We start from the raw sequence: 20,098 nt of genomic DNA, 5'->3' as shown, positions 1-20,098 counted from the left end.
TTTGGAAATCAACGAAAATCTATTCATTCATAATTTTGAGTATAAAGTCAATTCATTGGAATGTCTTACAATAATTGAGAATTTACGACAAATTCATTCAATAACTTTGAAACATCCATTAGAAAGACAGGGTAGTTGTTGCTTATACCATTCCAATGAATATCTTTTTAAGGGGTATTTTCCAACTATTGCCTGTTGATTGGTGTGCAATTGCACAATAAAGATTTGCTGCATTTTGGGTATTCATGTAAGTTACTTAGGTATCTGTTCTATTGGATTGTTACAAAGTAGGTAACAATCCAATATCTTAGGCAAAATGGGGGATATGGTGAGAAAAACTATCGGTCTTTTTTGCATGCTTGGCTTAGCTTCCAATCTGTGTTTTGCCACTGCACCTGATTTTGGTTACGATGGCCGCAAAGGTCTGGATGCTTCACAAACACAACAACTAACCAATGGTGAGATTGTTTTTACCGTTACGGATTTATCCACATCACAACACTCCGGGTTGATTGAGGCTGCCGTAATCTTTAATCAAACTCCTGAACAGACTTGGAATCTGCTCTATCGTACCGAAGATCAGATTAAATATCTCAAAGAGATCAAAGCGATCAAGGTGATTGCCAAGAATCCTCAACAGGACACCATCGAGTTCAAGGTCAAAGTCGCTTTCTTGGCCTTTAGCTACCGCGTCAATCATACTTTTGATAACTCTGATCTTAATTTCTTTTGGACTCTGGATACTACGTTCAATAATGATCTTCTAGAACTGCGTGGCTTCTGGCGTTTTTATCCGTATGGTCAGGACAAAACGCTGGCGCGTTATGGCAGCCTGGTTTCATTGAAGAATGTTCCGACTTTTATCGAAAACATGTTCAAGAAAAGTGGCGTGGCAAACTCATTGGTTAGCGTAAAAAAATATGTCGATTCAGGCGGTAATGATGTTCTTGCCAGGATTCCTGCTACGGAGGTAAAGCCTTATTCGGATCATTCGTCCCACAGTACGACTGCTGTGCATTTGCTGCCTTTGCAGTGAGGATTTATTTGGGTTTCTTATTTATAGGTGTACGCTGTGATCTAAGAGAAATGAGCTGAATCTCAATAAGGGGATAAAAAATGAAATATTTCTATCAAGTTTCCAATGCTCGTGTGTCAGTCTATGGTGTCACTTTCCTGGTGATTGCCTTAATCGTGTCAGGTTGCACAGTGAAGCTTATAAGCAGTTATGACGAAACTACTGATAAAGCTATAACTGCATTACACAAAAAAACAGAAATGCATTTGGTTGGTCTTGAAGTTATAGAGGATTTGCCAGAATGCAAATATGAAAATCAAAAGAAGTTTTATGAAGAGGCAAAGGTCGATGTGAGTGCTATTGCTGTTCGTGCCGCCGCTATCCCAAAAAATGAAATCACAGTAGATCAAACGACATTGCTATCGAAAAGCTTGGAGAATCTCGAGAGTCTCCACAAGATTGCGTGCCTATCTAAGAATGAAATTGCACCCTTACGGGTGCAATTTAACACTATCTTTACAGCAATTCTTAAGCTAGAGATCGCGAAACGTCGCGATGAATAATCCAATTTGAATTCTAATCTGAAGGAGAAATCATGAGTCTCGATGCAGCCCAATTAGGTAAAGACATTCTCAGCGCCATTAAAGGCGTCCTCGCAGAAAAATGGCCTGATGTTAAGGATTATGGCGAGGCCGAAGCCAAGAAGCTTGCTCAAACACTGGTCATGATCGAGGCATTAAGAATCTCGGGAAAGATCAATGAAGAGCAAGCAGCGCTTCATCTTGAAATACAAAAAAACGCCACACGCACGGTTTTCTTGACGCTTGAAGGACTGGGTATTCTTACCGCTGAAGCTGCAATCAATGCAGCGCTCAATGTTGTGAAGGATACGGTCAACACAGCTATTGGTTTTACATTACTTTAACTTATTACCCGAAAGCTTTGGTCAGTGGCTGAATCTGTATAGGAAGTACAGTCAATAAAATTAACAAAATATAAGGGGAAATGATAAATGGATATCTATTTTACGAAAAGAGTGAAATATTTAGTTGCTTATGTTATCGGTATCTTCCTAATAGCAGTTTCTTTACAAGGCTGCAAAACTTTAGAGGATTTTCAAGGCACTGTAGCTAATACCACAGGTCAAGTAACTACTCAGTTAGAAAATGCTATTACTCGACTAAGTGGAGAATCGGCGGATTGGCAGGCAACACTAAAAGAACTTGAGCAGCAGCTTGTTCTTGATGGTAAGGATATTATTTCAAATGATGTTTCTCGTTTAGTGCAACAAATCCCTGCTTCTGTCGGTGTAGAAGCCAAATGTGGTGCTGATTTTGTACGCATGCGAGTGAAGCAGGATCTTGAAAATTTACTAGCCAAAGTAACGAAAAAGCCTATACAAGAACCTGCCCCATATTTTTGTAATCCAATTCCACCCGTTGCTACGATAGGTACAGATAGAAGTATGCAATATTATGGTTTTAATCTAAAAGAAACAAACATGAAAGTATTTCTAGAGCATGATGGGGGCCAAGAACCATTAGGTCGAGCTGTGGCATACCCAACCGAATACTTGATGACTGTTAATTTAACAGATCCAATCTTCTGTGGTAAAGAAAATCGTAGAATAATTATAAACCATGATGGGCAAACCAAAAGTTTTCATATCATCAGAAAGATATGTCCAGGTCCTGTACCTCAACCAGCTAGGGAAGTTGAGAAACTTCATTCAGTTACTCCTCATGTTGAGAGTTGTGGGGCGTGTGGATTTAGTGTAGAACCAGAGATAGGAGGAGATTGTGCTCCGGGATATGAGCGTAGCCGATTTATGGTAACAAAATTGGGTGGAGATGGCTGGTGTTCTGCAGATGGGGAATACAATGGTAAACAACTCGGTTGGGCTGATCCAGGGAATCCGAATAACTGTAGAGTACGTGTGCATTTTGGAGGTGGATGGTTTCATAAACTTATATGCCAAATAACGATATATGAAATCGGCAAGGAAAAGCCGGTTCCTCCCACGCCTGATTGTGGGTGCTGGTAATGAAGAAATTTATTTCTTTCCCTTTTCTTGTGGCGGTGCTCATAGTCATGGGTTGTAAAAGCCCTCCGCCAAGACCGATAGGATTTGAATCTCCTTTTAACGAGGGACGTAATAGTGAAATTCCAATGACTCACCTGCTTGTTTCTAGTGATTGGGAAACGCTTGATGCTATAGTAGGAATAAACCCGCCATCGCGTTATATTTGTGTATATGAAGGGGGATTTAGATTACGCGTCAAAAGAGGACCGATTGCTACCTCCGGAAACCCCACTCCTGCTTGCGTGAATTATGGTGGAGCTTCCTCAATTGTTAGCCATACTGTTGAAATAATGGGTAATAAAGGGAGTGTAGTGAATTTCGTCCAAGGAGCCGGTAGTCTTAAATAATAATCTCTGCGGACTCAACTCACTACCTCTTGTGGTACGCTAAGGTTAGTTGAAAAACAGCAAGCTGAAGAGTGCAGTTAATACCCCGCCGCTTGCGGTGGAGTGCTTTATTGAATCTTTATAACTGGAGTTATGGCAATGAAAATTATAAATTTTGGTAATTTCCTGTTGTTTATCAGATCCACCGTTGCAAGCCTTGGGTTGTTAGGTTTTTTAGTTTTGGGAGGTTGTGTTTGGCCTGGGACTACTGTTCCCATTAAGCCTTCCACAACTGGTATTCTTGTGGTCAATATAGGATTTGGCGCCAGTGCTGCTTCTGGATATGAATGTAAAGGAAATGGAACTGTAAGAATTAGCTCGACAAGCGGCGCATCTCAGAACCAACTTTTCAGTTTTTCTGGCATTTCATCCAGCTCGTCACCAGCCTGCAATACTGCTGTCACATTTTCTAATTTAAATCCAGATACTTGGACAATTCAGATTGTGCCTGTTGGCATCGCATGCCCTAAACAGGTTGTGGCTAATAATGTTACAACCGCTACGATCCGGATGGATGGTGGCACGTGCCAATAGTGACGTATTTAATGTTGAGTAATAAAAATAGCCTATGAGATGCTAAAAAATAGTTTGGTTGCTAAGTTATCCTGCCGATCCAATTTTTGTTGATCTCAATAGTGACTTCACCAGCTTTGAGAAAAATTTAAAGCGATCTGTGGACGAATAAGGTATTTCAAGTAGATTTGTGTTGTGTTGTCAATTCTACGAATATGTATTTGCACTGTGGTGATCTATGAGATCTTATTATGTCATTGCAGTGTAGGAAGTGTGCGGCGATTGAGCCCATTATCGGTCAACTGAAATCGGATTACCGAATGGCCAGAAATTACCTGAAAGGCGCCATCGGTGATTGCTCAATCTGTTGATGGCTGTTGCAGAGTGGAATCTGAGAAATAGCTACTGGTCATTTTTTGGTTCTTCTTTCCGCGGTGAAAACTGCTGGCTTTACAAATTCTATGATGGAGAAAGATCAAATTGCTTGATTTTGTCTTTATTAACACTCCGTTTTTTGAGGCTACTGATCCGAGATAGCGATTGACGGGAATTTTTCAGGGCCGACTATGTACGTCTTGCGCCGCAACGGGAATGGAGAATATCAAGGCGAGGTGCAAAATGAAAAACTAAAACTTGAAATTTAGTGATTGCTTGCCGTATAAACTGGATTCTCTAGTGACGATACACTCAACGTACATGGGATTTAATCACCACCCTTAATAATCCTGAACTCTATTTCTGTCATTCACTTCTCTATGAAATATGGCAGGAGAATCCAAAATAATTGAATTGCTATACCGATTCAACTTCTAAAAGACACCATTTCCCAGGCCTTATTCTGTTTTTGATTACCTGCCCCCGCGGTTAAGCTAGTAGCTGAGAGTGGCAATACCGAATGTATTTGCCGCCAATGTGCCTGAAGATTCGGGCAAGCTGAACTTAGAGCCGGAGAAAACAATGGAAAACAATTTTTCTAAATTTGAATTAACCACCAGTCTGGTTGCGATAGGAAAGAAGCTACCGGTTATATCGCTGCCGACAAAAAAAAAATGTTCCGAAAAAAATCTCCTTACTCAACCACAGCTGGATACTCGGTCTCGTCGTGATGTTTTTTACTATATTGCTGCTGATTACACTGATAATGAGTGTGCTGCAGGCCAGAAACAATGGGGTGCAGCCCGAATTTGTTTCACAGTTGCAATTGCAGCATTTACGCTCATCAAATGCGGCTCAGCAAATAATCATCGGTAATGTATCAGCTTTTGCACAATTGCACGATAGCCGGAATCAACTGAATCGATATATCAGGCTGTTATCGCAAGGTGGTTCGTATCATGGCACGACTATTTCCGCTGTTGAGGACGCATTGTCGCCGAGCTTGGATGCGTATCTTGGAAACTGGCAAATTGAGGAAGGAAATATCCATCTGATTCTTAGTCAGCAAGAATCACTGTTACAGCTCATTAGCAGTATCCGGGCAATCCACATTGCGCATAGTCAACTTAACCGGCGCAGTGAGGAATTAATCAGCCGCATGGCGCAAATTGGCAATCTGTCGCATGAAATTCGCACACTCGAGGTCATAAGGATGCATGCACGCAACGTGGCAAGAAATGTTAGAACGCTATTGCCAATGGAATTGTCACTGGCGGAAGTTAGCGCGCAATTGGTGCAGGATCATGCCCATATTTCGGCGATCATGCACGCGTTAAGTCAAGGCGATAACGGCTTGGGCATAGCTTCCAGCCGGGATGAGATGATCCAGGATCTACTTTCGCATGTTTATGCCCAGGTAAGAAAATTCGACGACCACTTGCATGTTATCCAGAAAGAGATTTCTGCTGCAGCGACGGTGCAGTCGGCAATAGATGAGATGGTAAGCAAGAGCGATGTGATGTTGGACAGTGCACGCGTGCTGGGCGATGAGATTCGAGCGCAAACCATGCATACGATTTCGTGGTTAAATACACTGATGATAATACTCGGTGCCTGTGCGTCGCTTGCCTTGATCTTTTTTATCCGGATAGTGCGTCAGAATGCGCGCTATCAAGATTTGGCCAGCCGCAACGAAGTGGCCAGAACACAAAAGGCTATTGTGACTTTACTGGATGATATGAAAAGAATTGCCGATGGCGATTTGACGGTTCGCACCGACATCACCCATCACACAACCGGCGCCATTGCCGATGCCATCAATTGTACCATTGAGGAATTGCATACCCTGGTGGAGCAGGTTAATCAGGCTAGCGCGCTAGTGGTGAGAGCATCCAATCAGGCGCAACAGGTTTCATCCGGTTTATTGACCGCGGCGCAACATCAAACGGAAAAAATCGAACAAACAACGATTGCAGTTTTAAGTATGACGGAATCGATCAGCGAAATATCGGATATGGCCACTGAGTCTGCCAGAGTGGCGAAACAATCGCTGGCAACAGCGGAGAAGGGGGCATCGGCGGTGCGTGAATCGATTATCGGGATGAATGAAATCCGCACCTATATCCAGGATACTTCGAAGCGGATCAAGCGCCTGGGTGAGAGTTCACAGGAAATTGGCGAGATTGTCGCGTTGATCACCGATATCACGGACCAAACCAATGTTCTGGCTTTGAATGCAGCATTGCAAGCGACTGCTGCCGGCGAAGCGGGGCATGGATTCACCGTGATAGCCCAGGAAGTGCAGCGTCTTGCCGAGCGTTCGGCGGAGGCCAGCAAGCAAATCGGTGAATTGATTGTCACCATTCAAGGCGATACTCAGGATGCCATCGCTGCGATGGAGCGAAGCACGCTGGGTGTGGCAAAAGGCGCAAAGCGCTCGGATGCAGCCGGACGGGCCCTGGAGGAAATCGAACGAGTATCCAGGCAGCTCGCTCAATTAGTAGCGAATATTTTTGATGTGACTAATACGCAAACTCGGGCAGCACACAAGGTGGTTGCCAATATGGAAGAAATTCTTCATATTACCCGTCAGAATACCCAGGGAACCCTGAAAACCACCGGATCGATTAAACAGATTACTGGTTTTGCATCCGAACTGAAAGCATCGGTGTCTAATTTCAAGGTGTGATGGTATTGTCGATCTCACTATGAACTGATAGTAAGGATAAATGAGCGCTCAACCCAAACTTAACATTTCGGCCATTATCGGCATCAAAGACGGTATTTATCAGATATTTGCATTGATCGACCAGAATTTGGAGGTGTATAGCCAGCATCCCGGCAATGACAAGCTGATCAAAGACTGCCGGGATTATATTCATCAGCTGGATGGCTTGCTGGAGATGCTCAATCTGACGAGTATTACCATTGTCACCGAAAAGATGGAGCAAGTGGTTGATGCGCTGATTTATAAAAAGATTGAAATTAGCTCGCCGGTTATCGATGCGCTGAAACAATCCACCAAAGCTTTATTGTTTTATTTAAATGAACTCATTGATGGTGCCGAAGAAAACGCGTTGCGCTTGTTTCCGGCTTATCGCTCATTGATGCAAGTGTATGGTTTCGAGAATGCGCCCGAAAGTGATTTGTTTTTCCCGCGATTAACGGTGGATCCGGTGCTGAAAGCCCAAGCCGCGCATATTGATGCGGTATCCGTCAAATCCCTGGCCAAACAGTTGGGTACGGAATATCAGGCCGGTTTACTGACGTGGCTGCGTGATCCTTCGAATCAGCAGGGTTTGCAGCAAATGGCAGTGGCTGTGAATCAGATCGAGACATTCCCGGGAACTCCCGAGCAACGTGTTTTCTGGTGGGTGGCGGCTGGTTTCCTGGAAGATTTGCTGCATTTGGATAGTACTCATATTGACCTCACGATCCGGCGGTTGTGCGGGAAAATTGAGCAAGCGATTCGACATCTTGCTGCCGAAGCACCGGGTAACCCTGCAGTGTTAATGCGTGAATTGCTGTATCACCTGGCGCATAGCGCATCGATCGGACAGCGTATCGATGAAATCAAGCGCAGCTTTGCTTGGCCAGGCCTATCAGCCACCGGTGCGCTGACATTTGAACAATCGGAATCTCTGAATCCCGTGTTGGAAAGATTGCGCAGTACGTTGATGCAAACCAATGATATCTGGCGGGAGTTTTGTGCCGGGGATCAGGAAAGCCTGGTTTCGTTGTCAGAGTATATCGACTGGCTCTTGCACCAAGCGCAGCAAACGGAATGTGCGCCGCTGATAAAATTGATCGAAGCGATGAGCAATACCGCCGCGTATTTGCATGCCCAGCCGCAAGACATGAACGAGGAATTGGCCATGGAAATGGCTACCGCTTTATTGATGATTGAGAGCATTCTCGATGATTTCCACAAACTGCCGCCGGAGCTGCCACATCAGGTCGAGGTACTAATTACCCGCTTACAGGGTGTTACCGCCGGCGATGTCAACGTTAACGAATTACCGGCTCTTCCTTTTTTTAATGCGCTAGAAAGTAATACGCAGGACAAGGATTTGCTGGCGCGGGTGGCACAAGAAATGCTGACCAGTCTGGCGCAAATCGAGAGTATTCTGGATAAATTCTTTTTTGAACCCACTGAACGTTCCGAGCTGTCTTTGCTTTCAGGTTTATTCCAGCAAGTTTCAGGCGCCTTGGTGATGCTGCAATTGGAGCGTGCTCAAACTTTATTGAAACTTTGTCAGAATCTGGTTGAGAGATTGCTGGAACCCAACTATGAAATCATTGAATCAGAACAGATTCTGCTGGTGGATGGATTAAGCAGCCTGGGTTTCTTTATTGAAGCGCTCAGGAGCGGGCAACCCGATTGTATTCAGATAATCGAGGAAGCGCTTGCATTGTTTCAAATGACAGCGATACAAAAAGATGCTTTGCCGCCAAATCCGGAAAATGAAACTTTGCACGCTAACAAAGTTAAACCGGAAACAGTGCGTACTGAAACAACAAACACGGATATGGATTCGGAGTTGCTCGAGATTTTTCTGGAAGAAGCGGATCAGGTATTGGCAGAAATGACCCGTGATTTACAGCGATTTTGCGCCGATCCCGCCGATCGCGATGCACTTTCCAGCTTGCGGCGTGAGTTTCATACACTGAAAGGCAGCGGTCGCATGGTCAAGCTGGAGGAAATGAGCGATGTCGCATGGAATCTGGAGCAAGTGCTGAATCATTGGCTGGATGAGCAAAGACCGGTTACCGATCAATTAACAGATTTGATTATCCGTACGCACCAGGCTTATGCCGGATGGTGCAGGGATTTGCGCGCACAGGGTGCGGTTCATGTTGACGCAAAGGCATTGTTGCTGGCAGCAAAAGAATTGCTGGTTCAACAGACAAATGCCGGAGCTATGAGCGCTGCTGTCGATGCCGATGAACCCACAGTAAAATCCGAAGAATTGGCGGCATTACCGGAATCATCGCCTCGCCCCGCATCAGCGGGATATGCTGCGTTTTCCGATGCTGCCGGGAAAATCGACCCGGAACTGTTTCAGGCATTTCTTGAAGAAACGTATGACATTATTCCGCAAATCGGTAGCAAATTGCGCGCTTGGCGCATGTTGCCGGGGGATGACGATATTCACCGCGCGATGCTACGGCTGCTGCATACCCTGAAGGGAAGCGCCCGCATGGCGGGAGCGGTATTGCTGGGCGATTCGATTCATGCCATGGAAAGTCATGTCGAAGTGGCTTTCCGTGAGCGTAACATATCGGACTCTGCATTGGATCAGCTTGAAAATGAGTTTGATATCATCAGCAGTCAGATTGAACAGCTGCAAAGTATGAACGCTCCAGCGGTTTCGGAACCAGTCGATATCGCTAGTGCAGCGGATTCATCAGAGCAAGATCAGGCTTCACCCGAGAAAACTGATCTGCTTCAATCCAAGGCCATTTTACGCATCAATTCCGAGCTTATTGACCGGCTGATGAATGATTCCGGCGAAGCCAGCATTCTGCGATCCGGAGTTGAAGCGCAACTGAACAGTTTCAAGCAGTCTTTGCAGGATCTTGCCGAAAGCACCCACCGCCTGCATGATCAGTTGCGCGAGGTGGAAATTCAGGCGGAATCACAAATGCAATCCCACCTTGCGCAACAACATGAAAATCAACATGTATTCGATCCTCTCGAATTCGATCGTTTTTCCCGCTTGCAGGAATTGACGCGACTGATGGCAGAAAGTGTTGATGACATAATTACCGTGCAAAAGAGTCTACGCACAACCCATCATGCCGCTGAAGAATCGGTTGCGCAGCAATCCATCATCAACCGCCGGTTGCAGCAATCCTTGCTGCAAATCCGTACCCTACCGTTTAGCAATTATGCCGAGCGTTATTACCGCATTGTCAGGCAAGTTTCTGAGGATATGGGAAAAAGAGTTCATTTGGAAATTCTTGGCGCGGAAGTTGAGATAGATCGCAATGTATTGGAAAAAATTAACCCTCCGCTCGAACATCTGCTACGCAATGCCATTGCGCATGGCATCGAAGAGCCGGCACAAAGACAACAGATGGCTAAGCCCGAAACCGGGAAAATAACCCTGCAATTGCGCCAGGAAGGCAATGAAGTGATTATCACGCTCAGCGATGATGGCGGTGGCTTGAACCTGTCGCGTATCCGGGAGGAAGGACAACGGCTTGGATTGATCCGGGAAAAGGAGGCTCTGGACGACGCTGCGATCACGTCGTTGATTTTTGCACAAGGTCTGTCAACTACCGATTCCATCACCGGAATTGCCGGTCGTGGCATTGGATTGGATGTCGTGCGGAATGAAATCTTGATGTTGAGTGGTCGCATCAGCGTCCATTCCACCCCTCATCAGGGCACAAGTTTCACGATGTCTCTGCCGCTTACGCTGTCGGTGGCGCAGACATTCATGATTCGCGCGGGAAAACAAACCTATGCGATACCGGCTTTCATTGTGGAGCATCATCGGGAATTTGACCCGGACGAATTAAAGAAAGTCTATCAGGATCATTGTGTTGAATTTAACGGAAAAAAATATCCGTTTTCCCACCTGGCGCATGTATTGGGCGAATCCGATCGCAAGCCGGAAATTGCCCGGCACAACCCCGTGTTATTTCTGCATAGCGGTACCCAATATCTGGCGATTCAGGCTGATGAATTTCTAGGCGATACCGAGGTGGTGATCAAGAATACCGGCTCGCAACTCGCTCATGCACCCGGCATCGAAGGTGCCACCATCACCGGCGACGGCGAAATCATTCTGATCCTGAATCCGGTCAAATTGATGCAACGCAGTGATGTACAAAAAATGCTCAGCACACCGCTGCCTCAATTAACTGTCGTCACACAAAAGAAATCCGTCAAAACGTCCACCATCATGGTAGTGGACGATTCATTGACCGTGCGTAAAGTAACCTGCCGTCTTCTGGAACGTGAGGGTTGCAATGTAGTGATTGCGAAAAACGGCATCGAAGCGATCGAAAGTCTTCAGGAAATCATCCCTGATGTCATGCTGATTGACTTGGAAATGCCTAAAATGAACGGCTTTGAATTGATCGAAAAGATACGTGCAAACCCGGCAACAGCTCATATCCCGATGATCATCATTTCTTCACGAACCGCAGAGAAGCATCGCAAGATTGCCAAGGATTTAGGCGTTGATATATTTCTAGGTAAACCTTATAAAGAAGAGGAATTGTTAAATCACTTGTCCGAGTTGGTGAGAAATAAAGCGTAATTTGTGGCTAAATAACTTTGCTGACAGGAGCGTTTTGCCCTAATTTTTTCTTAATAGTTCATAATATCAATTTTGACAGTATAACCTTCTGATTTACCCAGATTCGGTTAATCTCATAAAATAGTAAAATCAATATTTGACTTTGAACTAACAAATACTTAGCTATTCTTTGCAAGAATCTATAAAACAATGAACGAGATAGAGCATGAAATTGAAATTGCAAAGCTAAAAGCCGATTTAGAGAAATCAAAATCAGCAAATCGCTATCAGTTGATTAGTACCGCTTTGGGAACATTTCTGGCATCGGTATTTGGCACTTCCTTACTATTTATTCAGAATACCGATAAAAATTTGCAGGAATTCGACGATGGCCATCGGGAATTTATTTCCAAATTCGTTGAAGTTGCCATGGACGCTGATATGGAACCAAGGCGAAGGCTTGCGCACTATTTCGCTTTTGTAACCCTTGATGAAAAGCAAAGATCTCGATGGGAAGAGTACGCGAAATACCTAGAAGAGTTGAATGAAGAAACTGAAAAAAAGGTTGACGTATTAAAAGAGCAGTTACATGAAACAATTTCTGATATCGATCGCTTAATTTTAGAAACCCAAATACGCAACTATCTATCCCAGCTAGAGCCCTTTAAGAGCAATGACGATGTATTACTCAAGAAAAAACTAGTGCAAGCTATTATATTAAATCGAGATAGTGAGAAGGAAAAAAGAATGTTCCAATCATTATCTCAAAGACTTTCCCATTTACCTGCATGCAAGAAACTTGACTCTATATCATCAAATAAGAAGGAGGCATTGCTTGATTGCATCAGAGAAATTGGAAGCAGATCAGAAACGGCCGCCTATGATCTTAAAGAATTTCAATTAATATCTAGTGAGGCCGGTTTAATATCTCCATAAACTTTACTAATATGAAGTCTTTCCTAAAAGTATAAATACAAAACTCTCACAGAAAAATCTCCTCATCGAATTGTATTAGCAATTCCAGAACTTCGCTCGAACACTACAAACTTGAAGCAATTGTGACAAAAATCACAGCATAGCTCTAAAAGCTGTGCTGTAATGTAACTCAATAATTTTAAATAAGATAGGGCGTTGCTTCATTGTTTTATTTAATAAAAACAGAGTCGTAAGAATATTGAGCTATTTTGATTAAAGCAAGCAACTAATCTAATGAATTTAACTTGATGTACTCACCTTCAACAATTATATTTGAAGCAAGGAAAATTTCTCATGGCTAGAAAATTGATCAGTATTGAAGCTCTGAATTTTCGTTCTACACCCGATACATCCTCCCTTGCTAATAGAATTGATATTTTGCATTTAGGTCAGTCGGTTACGGAAATTGGTCCAGCCACTAAATCGGGATGGGTGGAAATAGCGGTGGAGATCGACGGTATAACCAAGCAAGGCGTAGTAAAAGCAGAAATTAACGAACTACTTACCCTGAGGGAGCCGGTTTCAAATAGCCGTGAAGCTTTAGTTGTGGAAGCTATTAAGGAATGGTTGCGTTTCGAGCAAGGTCAAGCAAAAGATCATATTGATCCTTATTTTAGATTTGTGGGTGAAATGTGGAAAGCGATTGGAAAAGACCATCTAGATGGGCAAGATGAGAACCCTTGGTCGGCTGCTGCTATTTCATTCATGGTTCGTAATGCAGGCAAAAGTTTCCAGAAGTATAACAACTTCAAATTTTCGGGGAGGCATTCAGACTACATGCACGATTCAATAAAAAAACAAAAAGTGGCGGACATCAATGCACCCTTCTGGGGATTCCGATTATTCCAGAAAAAACCAGAGATTGGCGACATTGTTGGAAAATGGCGTGAGGAGCAATCTGATTTTGACGATGCTGAAGTAGGCCGCAATTTTTCCAGTCATTGCGACATCATTGTCAGTATTCATCCGGATTTTGTGCTCACCATCGGTGGCAACGTCAAGCACTCCGTCAGCATTAGCCGGTATGCAAAAACACCCAATGGCTATATTGATGACGAGAATGAAAACAACATTATTCTGATGGTTAACAAGGTATAAAAATTTAGCTAGTAGAGAACGGTCAATTTGTATTTCCTGCTAGTACTATCATCTTAACATTACATAGCAATATTATTGATGGAGAGATTTTCCATTTAACAATAATTGAGGATTACCATGCGTTTAATATCAAAATTCCTTTTAGTTACATTCTTCATAGCCATCTTATCTGGATGTGCTCTTTTAAAAGGAACCCCCAATGCACCTATTGATGTAAAGACAGTTGCAGAAAATATTGAGAAGAATCTTAATAATATTAATGATGTATATATTGATCCAGATACTAAAGAAGAGAAGAAAAGATCAATCACAAAAGAAACAAGGGATGGTCGAATAAATTCAGCGTTTATATTGATCGATCTACGCTATCAGGAATTTGTTAACGAGTCTGGTTTTGAGCATCGCTCTAAAACAATGGCATCAGAGTTTATTCAATTGTCGTTAAATCTTGCAGGAACAGCTGTTGGTGGCGCAGGTTTAAAAACACTACTGGCCGCACTATCCGCCGGTATTTCAGGTACCAGCTTAGCATTCGATAAAAATTTCATTTATGAATCGACAGTACCGGCACTCGTTATGCAAATGAATGCCGATCGATCAGTTATAAAAAGCCAAACTCTCAAGAGAATGGAACAAAATATATCTGATTATCCATGGGAAGCGGCGGTTCATGACTTAATCGATTATTACAATGCTGGAACTCTGCAGAATGCAATCAATTCGATCAAGAAAAATGCTGGCGCTATTGAGAAGCAAATGGAAGCAGAAATTGTAATAATCAAAAATATTGCCACGAACGACGATGTAGTACTCAAGAAAAAACTAACACAAGCTATCTTATCCAATCAAGATCGTGAGAAGGAAAAAAGAATGCTTAATCCATTATCTCAAAGACTTTCTCATTTACCTGCTTGCAAGAAACTTGACTCTGTATCATCAAATGAGCGCGAGACATTGCTTGATTGCATCAGAGAAGTTGGAAGCAAGTCTGAAACGGCCGCCTATGATCTTAAAGAATTTCAATTAATATCTAGCGAAGTCGGTTTAATATCCAATCCGTAGTAAGTTTAAAAAATTGTAACTTAAAGGAGCAAGGAGAATTGTTATGAAAATATTTGGTTATCAAGGCAATTTAAGCCTGGGAGAAATTCAAACACAAATACGTTTTCAAGAAGCAGGGGCTTTAAAACTCGTTGATTGTGTAGCTTCCACCGATAAAAGTAATCAACCGATTAATATTCTTAAATTCGAGGAACTTGCAGAGATACCCAATGATATTGTTTTAGTCAAAGCAAATGATCCGAAACCTACAGGCACAAGTGAAAAAGTTTTAACGGATGTTCTTGTGATTAATAACCAATTTACAACCATAGATTTTTATCGTTAATTTGTAATTTCCTGTGGTCTTGTCGCGGGGGATAGGTGCTGAAGAGAAGTGTTACATCGCAAGCGGTGAGTGCCTTACAGCGTAATCGTTAAGTTTATTAAAGAAATGGAGATATTAATATGCCTGAAAACCAAAAGCCAAGATCAGCAGATGTTCTGGTAAACACAGCAATTGAAACCCCGGGCGTAATGGATCAACTAAAAGCGCACCCAGAAGAAACCTTAAAAAAATTGGCTGAGCAATCAACTCAACAGGTACCGGCTTATGTCCCAGATACATGGATATATCGAATGGTTGTTGGTTCATTGGGCTTTGTTTGTATCGCTGTTGTTGTTGGGTCGATTGGCCTTGCATTTGTTTCAGATAGTAGTGAAGCAAAAATACCTGACATACTAACCGCCCTAGGTTCAGCTGCAATTGGTGCTCTAGCAGGAATTCTCGCGCCTTCGCCCTCAAGCAAGTAATAGGTGAATAAACACTAAGTTTTGTCATTTTTTAGGAGCGTTGCCATGAGCAAATTCAAATTTGGCGAGAAATCACTCAGCGAGTTGAAAGGTGTTCATCCGGAACTGGTTGCTGTTGTAAATAGAGCACTTGAGCTGACAGTACAGGATTTTTCCGTTCATGATGGTTTGCGAACGGTTGAAGAACAAAAGAAAATGGTTGCTTCTGGTGCTAGCAAAACAATGGATTCACGGCATTTGACCGGACACGCCGTTGATTTGGTTCCCTATATTAATGGGAAGCTCAGATGGGAATGGGTGCCAATTTATAGAATTGCTGATGCAGTAAGAATAGCCGCCATCGAATTGGGAACTCCAATTCGATGGGGTGGGGCTTGGGATATTACTTTTACGGAAAATCCCGATTCTCCGGAAGATATGGTAATCGACTATGTTGCTCGAAGGAAGAAGGCTGGAAAAGAGGCATTTATAGACGGGCCTCATTTTGAGTTGCCTAAGTCTAAATATTCATAAATACATACTAAAGTTCAAATTTGGAATGCTTATTGCATTATATAAAGCAATGCTGATGATTGATTCTGTGCTCTTGCGTTAACGCTTAAAACTGCTGGTTGTAATTTCTTCTTTTCCGCACAGTTTTGCGGTTTCATTGACGCAACCGATTGCGGCAGTCATTTCAAATTCCGCTGCTTTGGCTTCGGCGATTGCTCTTTCTATTGTTTCTGTTTCCGTATCAAGTGTTCGGGTCGGATCGTCGGCTAAACTGCGTATTTGTTCCGCAAGATTGTGAAGTACAGCAAAGCGTTTTTCCGCTGCATTCTTGGCTTGTTTCATAAAGGCGTGATATTCACCCAGCAATTCATATTTCATTGCTTCTCCTTCAAATTTGGATGCGAAGACGTCTGCTTGAAGTCAAGCAAACGGATAAATGGCAAAATCTGTACCGGGGCGTTTGCAAGTACAGGGTTTTGAGATCAAGAAAATGGAAATGCGTGAACTCGTATTTAAAGCCCTGATTAGCTTTTAACTACGCTCATGTGCGAACGAATATCAGATATAGCGTTGGATGTCCGTTCGATACGCACTCCCAGCTTTTTGACCCCTCGTATTATACCCAGCTTGGCAACACTGACCTTGATCCACGGGGATTGAAATTCCGTCAGAACAGTTTGAGCGATATGCTCGGCCAATGCTTCCAGCAGTGAAAAATGATGGGTCGCCAGAATCTCATTAATTTTCTCAACGATCAGAGCATAATCCAATGCGTCTGCAATGTTATCGGACTGACAGGCACGGCTGGTGGGCAGTGCGATTTCCAGGTCGATCCGGATGGTTTGCGGCACAATGCGTTCCCAGGGGTAAATGCCAATCAGGGTCTTGGCTTTAAAGTCATGCAGAAAAATAATATCCATCGGTGATTAAGCGCTAAAATACGAGAGTTATTCTGGAAGTATCAAAAGCTTCACGGGTGTGAACAAGTACGCGATTCTATTCTATTTTGTCCGGATGGTGCTAATTACATGACGTTATGGATATTTGCCATGTTGGCATATTTGCTGGGATCGGTTTCTTTTGCCGTGATATCCAGCTGGATTTTTAAATTACCGGATCCGCGCACGTACGGCTCAAAAAATCCTGGGGCGACCAATGTTCTGCGTAGCGGCAAGAAAACGGCGGCGATTTTTACCCTGCTGGGTGATGCCGGGAAAGGTTGGCTGGCAGTGATTCTGGCGCAAATTTACGCCCCATTCTGGGGATTGGAAAACGAAGCGATGGCGGTGGTTGCGCTGGCGGTATTTATGGGGCATGTGTTCCCGGTATTTCTACGTTTCCAGGGCGGAAAGGGGGTGGCCACGGCAGTGGGTGTATTGCTGGGATTGTATTTCTGGTTGGGCCTGTTGGCTATCGCAACCTGGATTCTGGTCGCATTGATCTGGCGCATTTCTTCGCTGGCGGCTTTGCTTGCAGCCGCGTTGGCGCCGGTATATGCTGCAGTGCTGCTGGGCTTTGGAAGCAATACATTAGCGGTGTTGTTGATGTCACTGATACTGATTTGGCGTCATCAGTCGAATATTGTTAATTTACTGGCGGGCAAGGAAGGGCGCATTGGCGAAAAAAAATCTCCCGGTATCTAAGGAAACACTGATTAATTGGCTTCCGGTTTCTCAAGCATTTCCAAATCCCAGCGTGCCTTGACGGTAAAACTGCCGGCCGGTTGCCAATTTTTTTCCGGCATTGCCTGGAGTCGCATTGCGCCGGCAAATGCAATCATGGCGCCATTATCGGTGCAGAATTCAAGTTCCGGATAAAAGACCGCCGCGCCTTTCAGGGCCGCTTTATAATCGAGACTTTCACGCAATTGCTCGTTAGCGCCGACGCCACCGGCTACCACCAGTTGCGTTAATCCGGATTGTGATAAGGCGGCCAGTGATTTTTGCGTCAATACCTCCACAACCGCGTCTTGAAATGCCAAAGCAATATCCGCACGGGTTTGTTCTGTAAGCTCCTGTTTGTTGACTAAAGTCAGAACTGCGGTTTTCAGCCCGCTGAAACTGAAATTGAGATCCCCGCTGTTCAGCATTGGCCGTGGCAATTTAAATTGTCCGGGGCGGCCTCGCCGGGCGAGTTTCGATAACGCCGCGCCACCCGGATAACCCAATTCCAGTAATTTGGCCGTTTTATCAAATGCCTCACCGGCAGCATCGTCTACGGTTTCACCCAGCAATCTATAGTGACCGACTGCGTCCACTTGCATCAATTGCGTATGTCCTCCCGATACGAGTAAAGCAATGAATGGGAAATTCGGTGCTGGGGTGGATAATAACGGGGACAGCAAATGCCCTTCCAGATGATGAATGCCCAATGCAGGAATTTTTAATGCAAAACTCATTGCCGCGCCAATGCTGGCGCCGACCAAAAGCGCACCGGCCAGGCCGGGGCCCTGCGTGTATGCTATTGCATTGATTTGATGCAAGTCACATTTTGCAGCGGCCAATGTTTGTTTAATCAAAGGTAATACGCGCCGGATATGATCGCGTGATGCCAACTCAGGCACCACGCCACCATATTCACTATGCATTTCTACTTGTGAATACAGTGCGTGACTCAACAGACCGCGCTCCGTGTCAAAAAGCGCAATTCCGGTTTCGTCGCAGGAAGTTTCAATACCTAAAACAAGCATTAGAAAAAGTCATGAAGGTAATATTTTGGGATCGATTGTCATGGGGTATGGGGTTATTTTAGCATTGCGATTCTCAATTAAAATTGTAACTTTTGCCTCATTCTCATTGATCATTCCGGCGCACATAATGCCCGATTCACGATCTTATTGCCTGGGTTCATTTCATATCGGGAAAGGCTGTCAGTAGATAAATTCCCACGGAGAAGATATAATTCTCTGAATAATTAGCCTTTACAACAAGAAACCAAAAACTATTTATTCTAACAATTCACCTCATCAAGATTACCTGCGTTGCTAATCCACGAATCACAGAATGCCTTAAGGGCACCTCTAAACTCATCCGGCATGTTCGTTAATTAGCGCTATTGAAACTTAAAAATTTATTAATTCTGGAGGAAAAATGAGTCACACGCTTTATGAAACCACCGTACAGCGGGTACAACGCTGTGAATTGGCCGTTCCGGGTTCCAACCCGGGTATGTTTGAAAAGGCATTGAACAGCGGTGTCGACTTTGTTTTTCTCGATTTGGAAGATGCTGTTGCTCCCGATGACAAAGTCCAGGCACGTAAGAATGTTATTCAAGCGCTTAACGATCTGGATTGGAAAGGGCATGGCATCACGGTTTCAGTGCGCATCAATGGCCTGGATACACAATACATGGTGCGTGATGTGGTGGATCTGGTGGAGCAGGCGGGAAGCAAGATCGATACGCTGCTGATCCCGAAAGCAGGTGTGTATGCCGATGTTTACATGGTGGAAGCCATGGTGACGCAGCTTGAGAAGCAGCAAGGCCTGACCAACCGCATCGGTCTGGAAGCGTTGATCGAAACCGCGCTGGGCATGGCCAATGTGGAAGATATCGCGCGTCATGGCGCAACCGCGCGATTGGAAGCGTTGCATTTTGGCGTGGCCGATTATGCCGCCAGCAACCGCGCCAGAACCACCAACATCGGCGGATTGAATCCGGATTATCCCGGCGACCAGTGGCATTTCGCCATCAGCCGTATGATCGTGGCCTGCCGTGCGTATGGTTTGCGTCCCATCGATGGGCCATTTGGCGATATTAAAGATCCGGATGGTTACGCGCTAGCGGCGAAACGCGCAGCTGCGCTGGGATGCGAAGGCAAATGGGCCATTCACCCCACGCAAATTGAACTGGCCAACGATGTGTTTACACCGCCTGAGAGAGAAATTGAAAAAGCCAAGCGCATTCTGGCCGCGCTCAAGGAAGCTGCTGCCCAAGGTAAAGGCGCTGCAGCATTGGATGGCCGCTTAATTGATGCCGCTTCGGAAAGAATGGCCAATAATGTGGTGAAAATCGCCGATGCGATTGCCGCCAAAAACGGCCGCCGATGAATGACTAAAAG

20 protein-coding genes and 1 pseudogene are annotated in these 20,098 nt (G+C 44.3%); 18 read left to right on the top strand and 3 right to left on the bottom strand.

The window, feature by feature from the left end; genetic code table 11:
- The first annotated feature begins 325 nt into the window (after positions 1–325).
- From ATY38_RS03845 to ATY38_RS03780, 16 genes and pseudogenes are all read left to right on the top strand, one after another.
- Positions 326–1,036, top strand: a complete 711-nt coding sequence (locus ATY38_RS03845; protein WP_143023474.1) for a hypothetical protein — start codon at positions 326–328, stop codon at positions 1,034–1,036.
- Between the two features lie 80 nt (positions 1,037–1,116).
- Positions 1,117–1,578 (top strand): hypothetical protein, encoded by a 462-nt coding sequence (locus tag ATY38_RS03840; RefSeq protein WP_062558138.1) that lies wholly within the window; start codon positions 1,117–1,119, stop codon positions 1,576–1,578.
- 32 nt (positions 1,579–1,610) lie between these two features.
- Complete coding sequence (locus tag ATY38_RS03835; RefSeq protein WP_062558137.1) at positions 1,611–1,940, top strand: hypothetical protein; 330 nt, start codon at positions 1,611–1,613, stop codon at positions 1,938–1,940.
- Positions 1,941–2,027: 87 nt separating this feature from the next.
- Positions 2,028–3,059, top strand: a complete 1,032-nt coding sequence (locus ATY38_RS03830) for a hypothetical protein (RefSeq protein ID WP_062558136.1) — start codon at positions 2,028–2,030, stop codon at positions 3,057–3,059.
- Entirely contained in the window at positions 3,059–3,445 is a 387-nt protein-coding gene (locus ATY38_RS03825; RefSeq protein WP_062558135.1) for a hypothetical protein, read from the top strand. The genes ATY38_RS03830 and ATY38_RS03825 overlap by 1 nt, the downstream gene beginning before the upstream one ends.
- 138 nt (positions 3,446–3,583) lie before the next feature.
- Entirely contained in the window at positions 3,584–4,018 is a 435-nt protein-coding gene (locus ATY38_RS03820) for a hypothetical protein (RefSeq protein WP_062558134.1), read from the top strand.
- A gap of 245 nt (positions 4,019–4,263) precedes the next feature.
- Positions 4,264–4,394, top strand: a pseudogene (locus tag ATY38_RS17015) (IS5/IS1182 family transposase); the annotation flags it as partial.
- A 560-nt stretch (positions 4,395–4,954) separates the two neighbouring features.
- Positions 4,955–5,248, top strand: a complete 294-nt coding sequence (locus ATY38_RS16395) for a hypothetical protein (protein ID WP_235590383.1) — start codon at positions 4,955–4,957, stop codon at positions 5,246–5,248.
- Positions 5,199–7,061: a methyl-accepting chemotaxis protein gene (locus ATY38_RS03815; RefSeq protein ID WP_235590382.1), complete on the top strand. Its 1,863-nt coding sequence runs from the start codon at positions 5,199–5,201 to the stop codon at positions 7,059–7,061. Before ATY38_RS16395 ends, ATY38_RS03815 begins: the two co-directional genes overlap by 50 nt.
- A 40-nt stretch (positions 7,062–7,101) precedes the next feature.
- Positions 7,102–11,646, top strand: a complete 4,545-nt coding sequence (locus ATY38_RS03810; protein WP_062558133.1) for a hybrid sensor histidine kinase/response regulator — start codon at positions 7,102–7,104, stop codon at positions 11,644–11,646.
- 189 nt (positions 11,647–11,835) lie between these two features.
- Positions 11,836–12,561, top strand: coding sequence for a hypothetical protein (locus ATY38_RS03805; protein WP_062558132.1), 726 nt, complete (start codon positions 11,836–11,838; stop codon positions 12,559–12,561).
- Positions 12,562–12,894: 333 nt separating this feature from the next.
- Positions 12,895–13,698: a DUF2272 domain-containing protein gene (locus tag ATY38_RS03800; protein ID WP_062558131.1), complete on the top strand. Its 804-nt coding sequence runs from the start codon at positions 12,895–12,897 to the stop codon at positions 13,696–13,698.
- A 117-nt stretch (positions 13,699–13,815) separates the two neighbouring features.
- Complete coding sequence (locus tag ATY38_RS03795; RefSeq protein WP_062558130.1) at positions 13,816–14,760, top strand: hypothetical protein; 945 nt, start codon at positions 13,816–13,818, stop codon at positions 14,758–14,760.
- Between the two features lie 43 nt (positions 14,761–14,803).
- Positions 14,804–15,085 carry a hypothetical protein gene (locus tag ATY38_RS03790; RefSeq protein ID WP_062558129.1) on the top strand — a complete coding sequence of 94 codons (282 nt, stop codon included), beginning with the start codon at positions 14,804–14,806 and terminating at the stop codon, positions 15,083–15,085.
- A gap of 119 nt (positions 15,086–15,204) precedes the next feature.
- Positions 15,205–15,549, top strand: coding sequence for a hypothetical protein (locus ATY38_RS03785; RefSeq protein WP_062558128.1), 345 nt, complete (start codon positions 15,205–15,207; stop codon positions 15,547–15,549).
- Positions 15,550–15,594: 45 nt separating this feature from the next.
- Positions 15,595–16,062 (top strand): M15 family metallopeptidase, encoded by a 468-nt coding sequence (locus ATY38_RS03780; RefSeq protein ID WP_062558127.1) that lies wholly within the window; start codon positions 15,595–15,597, stop codon positions 16,060–16,062.
- A gap of 78 nt (positions 16,063–16,140) precedes the next feature.
- On the opposite strand, the gene ATY38_RS03775 is transcribed toward ATY38_RS03780, so the two are convergent.
- Together ATY38_RS03775 and ATY38_RS03770 are read right to left on the bottom strand one after the other, a co-directional pair.
- Positions 16,141–16,419, bottom strand: a complete 279-nt coding sequence (locus ATY38_RS03775) for a hypothetical protein (protein ID WP_062558126.1) — start codon at positions 16,417–16,419, stop codon at positions 16,141–16,143.
- Between the two features lie 146 nt (positions 16,420–16,565).
- Entirely contained in the window at positions 16,566–16,961 is a 396-nt protein-coding gene (locus ATY38_RS03770) for a dihydroneopterin aldolase (protein WP_062558125.1), read from the bottom strand.
- Positions 16,962–17,069: 108 nt separating this feature from the next.
- On the opposite strand from ATY38_RS03770, the gene plsY reads away from it, so the two are divergent.
- Positions 17,070–17,684 (top strand): glycerol-3-phosphate 1-O-acyltransferase PlsY, encoded by a 615-nt coding sequence (plsY, locus tag ATY38_RS03765; protein WP_062558124.1) that lies wholly within the window; start codon positions 17,070–17,072, stop codon positions 17,682–17,684.
- A gap of 11 nt (positions 17,685–17,695) precedes the next feature.
- Here plsY and tsaD read toward each other — a convergent pair whose 3' ends face one another.
- Positions 17,696–18,730, bottom strand: a complete 1,035-nt coding sequence (tsaD, locus tag ATY38_RS03760) for a tRNA (adenosine(37)-N6)-threonylcarbamoyltransferase complex transferase subunit TsaD (RefSeq protein WP_062558123.1) — start codon at positions 18,728–18,730, stop codon at positions 17,696–17,698.
- A 400-nt stretch (positions 18,731–19,130) separates the two neighbouring features.
- On the opposite strand from tsaD, the gene ATY38_RS03755 reads away from it, so the two are divergent.
- Entirely contained in the window at positions 19,131–20,087 is a 957-nt protein-coding gene (locus tag ATY38_RS03755; RefSeq protein WP_062558122.1) for an HpcH/HpaI aldolase/citrate lyase family protein, read from the top strand.
- Positions 20,088–20,098 lie beyond the last annotated feature (11 nt).

The organism is Nitrosomonas ureae, from assembly GCF_001455205.1.
GTDB classification, from domain to species: domain Bacteria; phylum Pseudomonadota; class Gammaproteobacteria; order Burkholderiales; family Nitrosomonadaceae; genus Nitrosomonas; species Nitrosomonas ureae.
Note: the sequence above shows the minus strand (reverse complement) of the source record. Positions and strands in the feature narration are given on the sequence as shown.

What these genes read in the sequence shown, in the direction of transcription:
- ATY38_RS03790 (WP_062558129.1), top strand. Translation starts at nt 14,804, where the DNA reads ATGAAAATATTTGGTTATCAAGGCAATTTAAGCCTGGGAGAAATTCAA.
- plsY (WP_062558124.1), top strand. Translation starts at nt 17,070, where the DNA reads ATGACGTTATGGATATTTGCCATGTTGGCATATTTGCTGGGATCGGTT.
- ATY38_RS16395 (WP_235590383.1), top strand. Translation starts at nt 4,955, where the DNA reads ATGGAAAACAATTTTTCTAAATTTGAATTAACCACCAGTCTGGTTGCG.
- ATY38_RS03825 (WP_062558135.1), top strand. Translation starts at nt 3,059, where the DNA reads ATGAAGAAATTTATTTCTTTCCCTTTTCTTGTGGCGGTGCTCATAGTC.
- tsaD (WP_062558123.1), bottom strand. Translation starts at nt 18,730, where the DNA reads ATGCTTGTTTTAGGTATTGAAACTTCCTGCGACGAAACCGGAATTGCG.
- ATY38_RS03810 (WP_062558133.1), top strand. Translation starts at nt 7,102, where the DNA reads ATGAGCGCTCAACCCAAACTTAACATTTCGGCCATTATCGGCATCAAA.
- ATY38_RS03820 (WP_062558134.1), top strand. Translation starts at nt 3,584, where the DNA reads ATGAAAATTATAAATTTTGGTAATTTCCTGTTGTTTATCAGATCCACC.
- ATY38_RS03830 (WP_062558136.1), top strand. Translation starts at nt 2,028, where the DNA reads ATGGATATCTATTTTACGAAAAGAGTGAAATATTTAGTTGCTTATGTT.
- ATY38_RS03795 (WP_062558130.1), top strand. Translation starts at nt 13,816, where the DNA reads ATGCGTTTAATATCAAAATTCCTTTTAGTTACATTCTTCATAGCCATC.
- ATY38_RS03845 (WP_143023474.1), top strand. Translation starts at nt 326, where the DNA reads ATGGTGAGAAAAACTATCGGTCTTTTTTGCATGCTTGGCTTAGCTTCC.
- ATY38_RS03835 (WP_062558137.1), top strand. Translation starts at nt 1,611, where the DNA reads ATGAGTCTCGATGCAGCCCAATTAGGTAAAGACATTCTCAGCGCCATT.
- ATY38_RS03780 (WP_062558127.1), top strand. Translation starts at nt 15,595, where the DNA reads ATGAGCAAATTCAAATTTGGCGAGAAATCACTCAGCGAGTTGAAAGGT.
- ATY38_RS03805 (WP_062558132.1), top strand. Translation starts at nt 11,836, where the DNA reads ATGAACGAGATAGAGCATGAAATTGAAATTGCAAAGCTAAAAGCCGAT.
- ATY38_RS03770 (WP_062558125.1), bottom strand. Translation starts at nt 16,961, where the DNA reads ATGGATATTATTTTTCTGCATGACTTTAAAGCCAAGACCCTGATTGGC.
- ATY38_RS03785 (WP_062558128.1), top strand. Translation starts at nt 15,205, where the DNA reads ATGCCTGAAAACCAAAAGCCAAGATCAGCAGATGTTCTGGTAAACACA.
- ATY38_RS03840 (WP_062558138.1), top strand. Translation starts at nt 1,117, where the DNA reads ATGAAATATTTCTATCAAGTTTCCAATGCTCGTGTGTCAGTCTATGGT.
- ATY38_RS03775 (WP_062558126.1), bottom strand. Translation starts at nt 16,419, where the DNA reads ATGAAATATGAATTGCTGGGTGAATATCACGCCTTTATGAAACAAGCC.
- ATY38_RS03755 (WP_062558122.1), top strand. Translation starts at nt 19,131, where the DNA reads ATGAGTCACACGCTTTATGAAACCACCGTACAGCGGGTACAACGCTGT.
- ATY38_RS03800 (WP_062558131.1), top strand. Translation starts at nt 12,895, where the DNA reads ATGGCTAGAAAATTGATCAGTATTGAAGCTCTGAATTTTCGTTCTACA.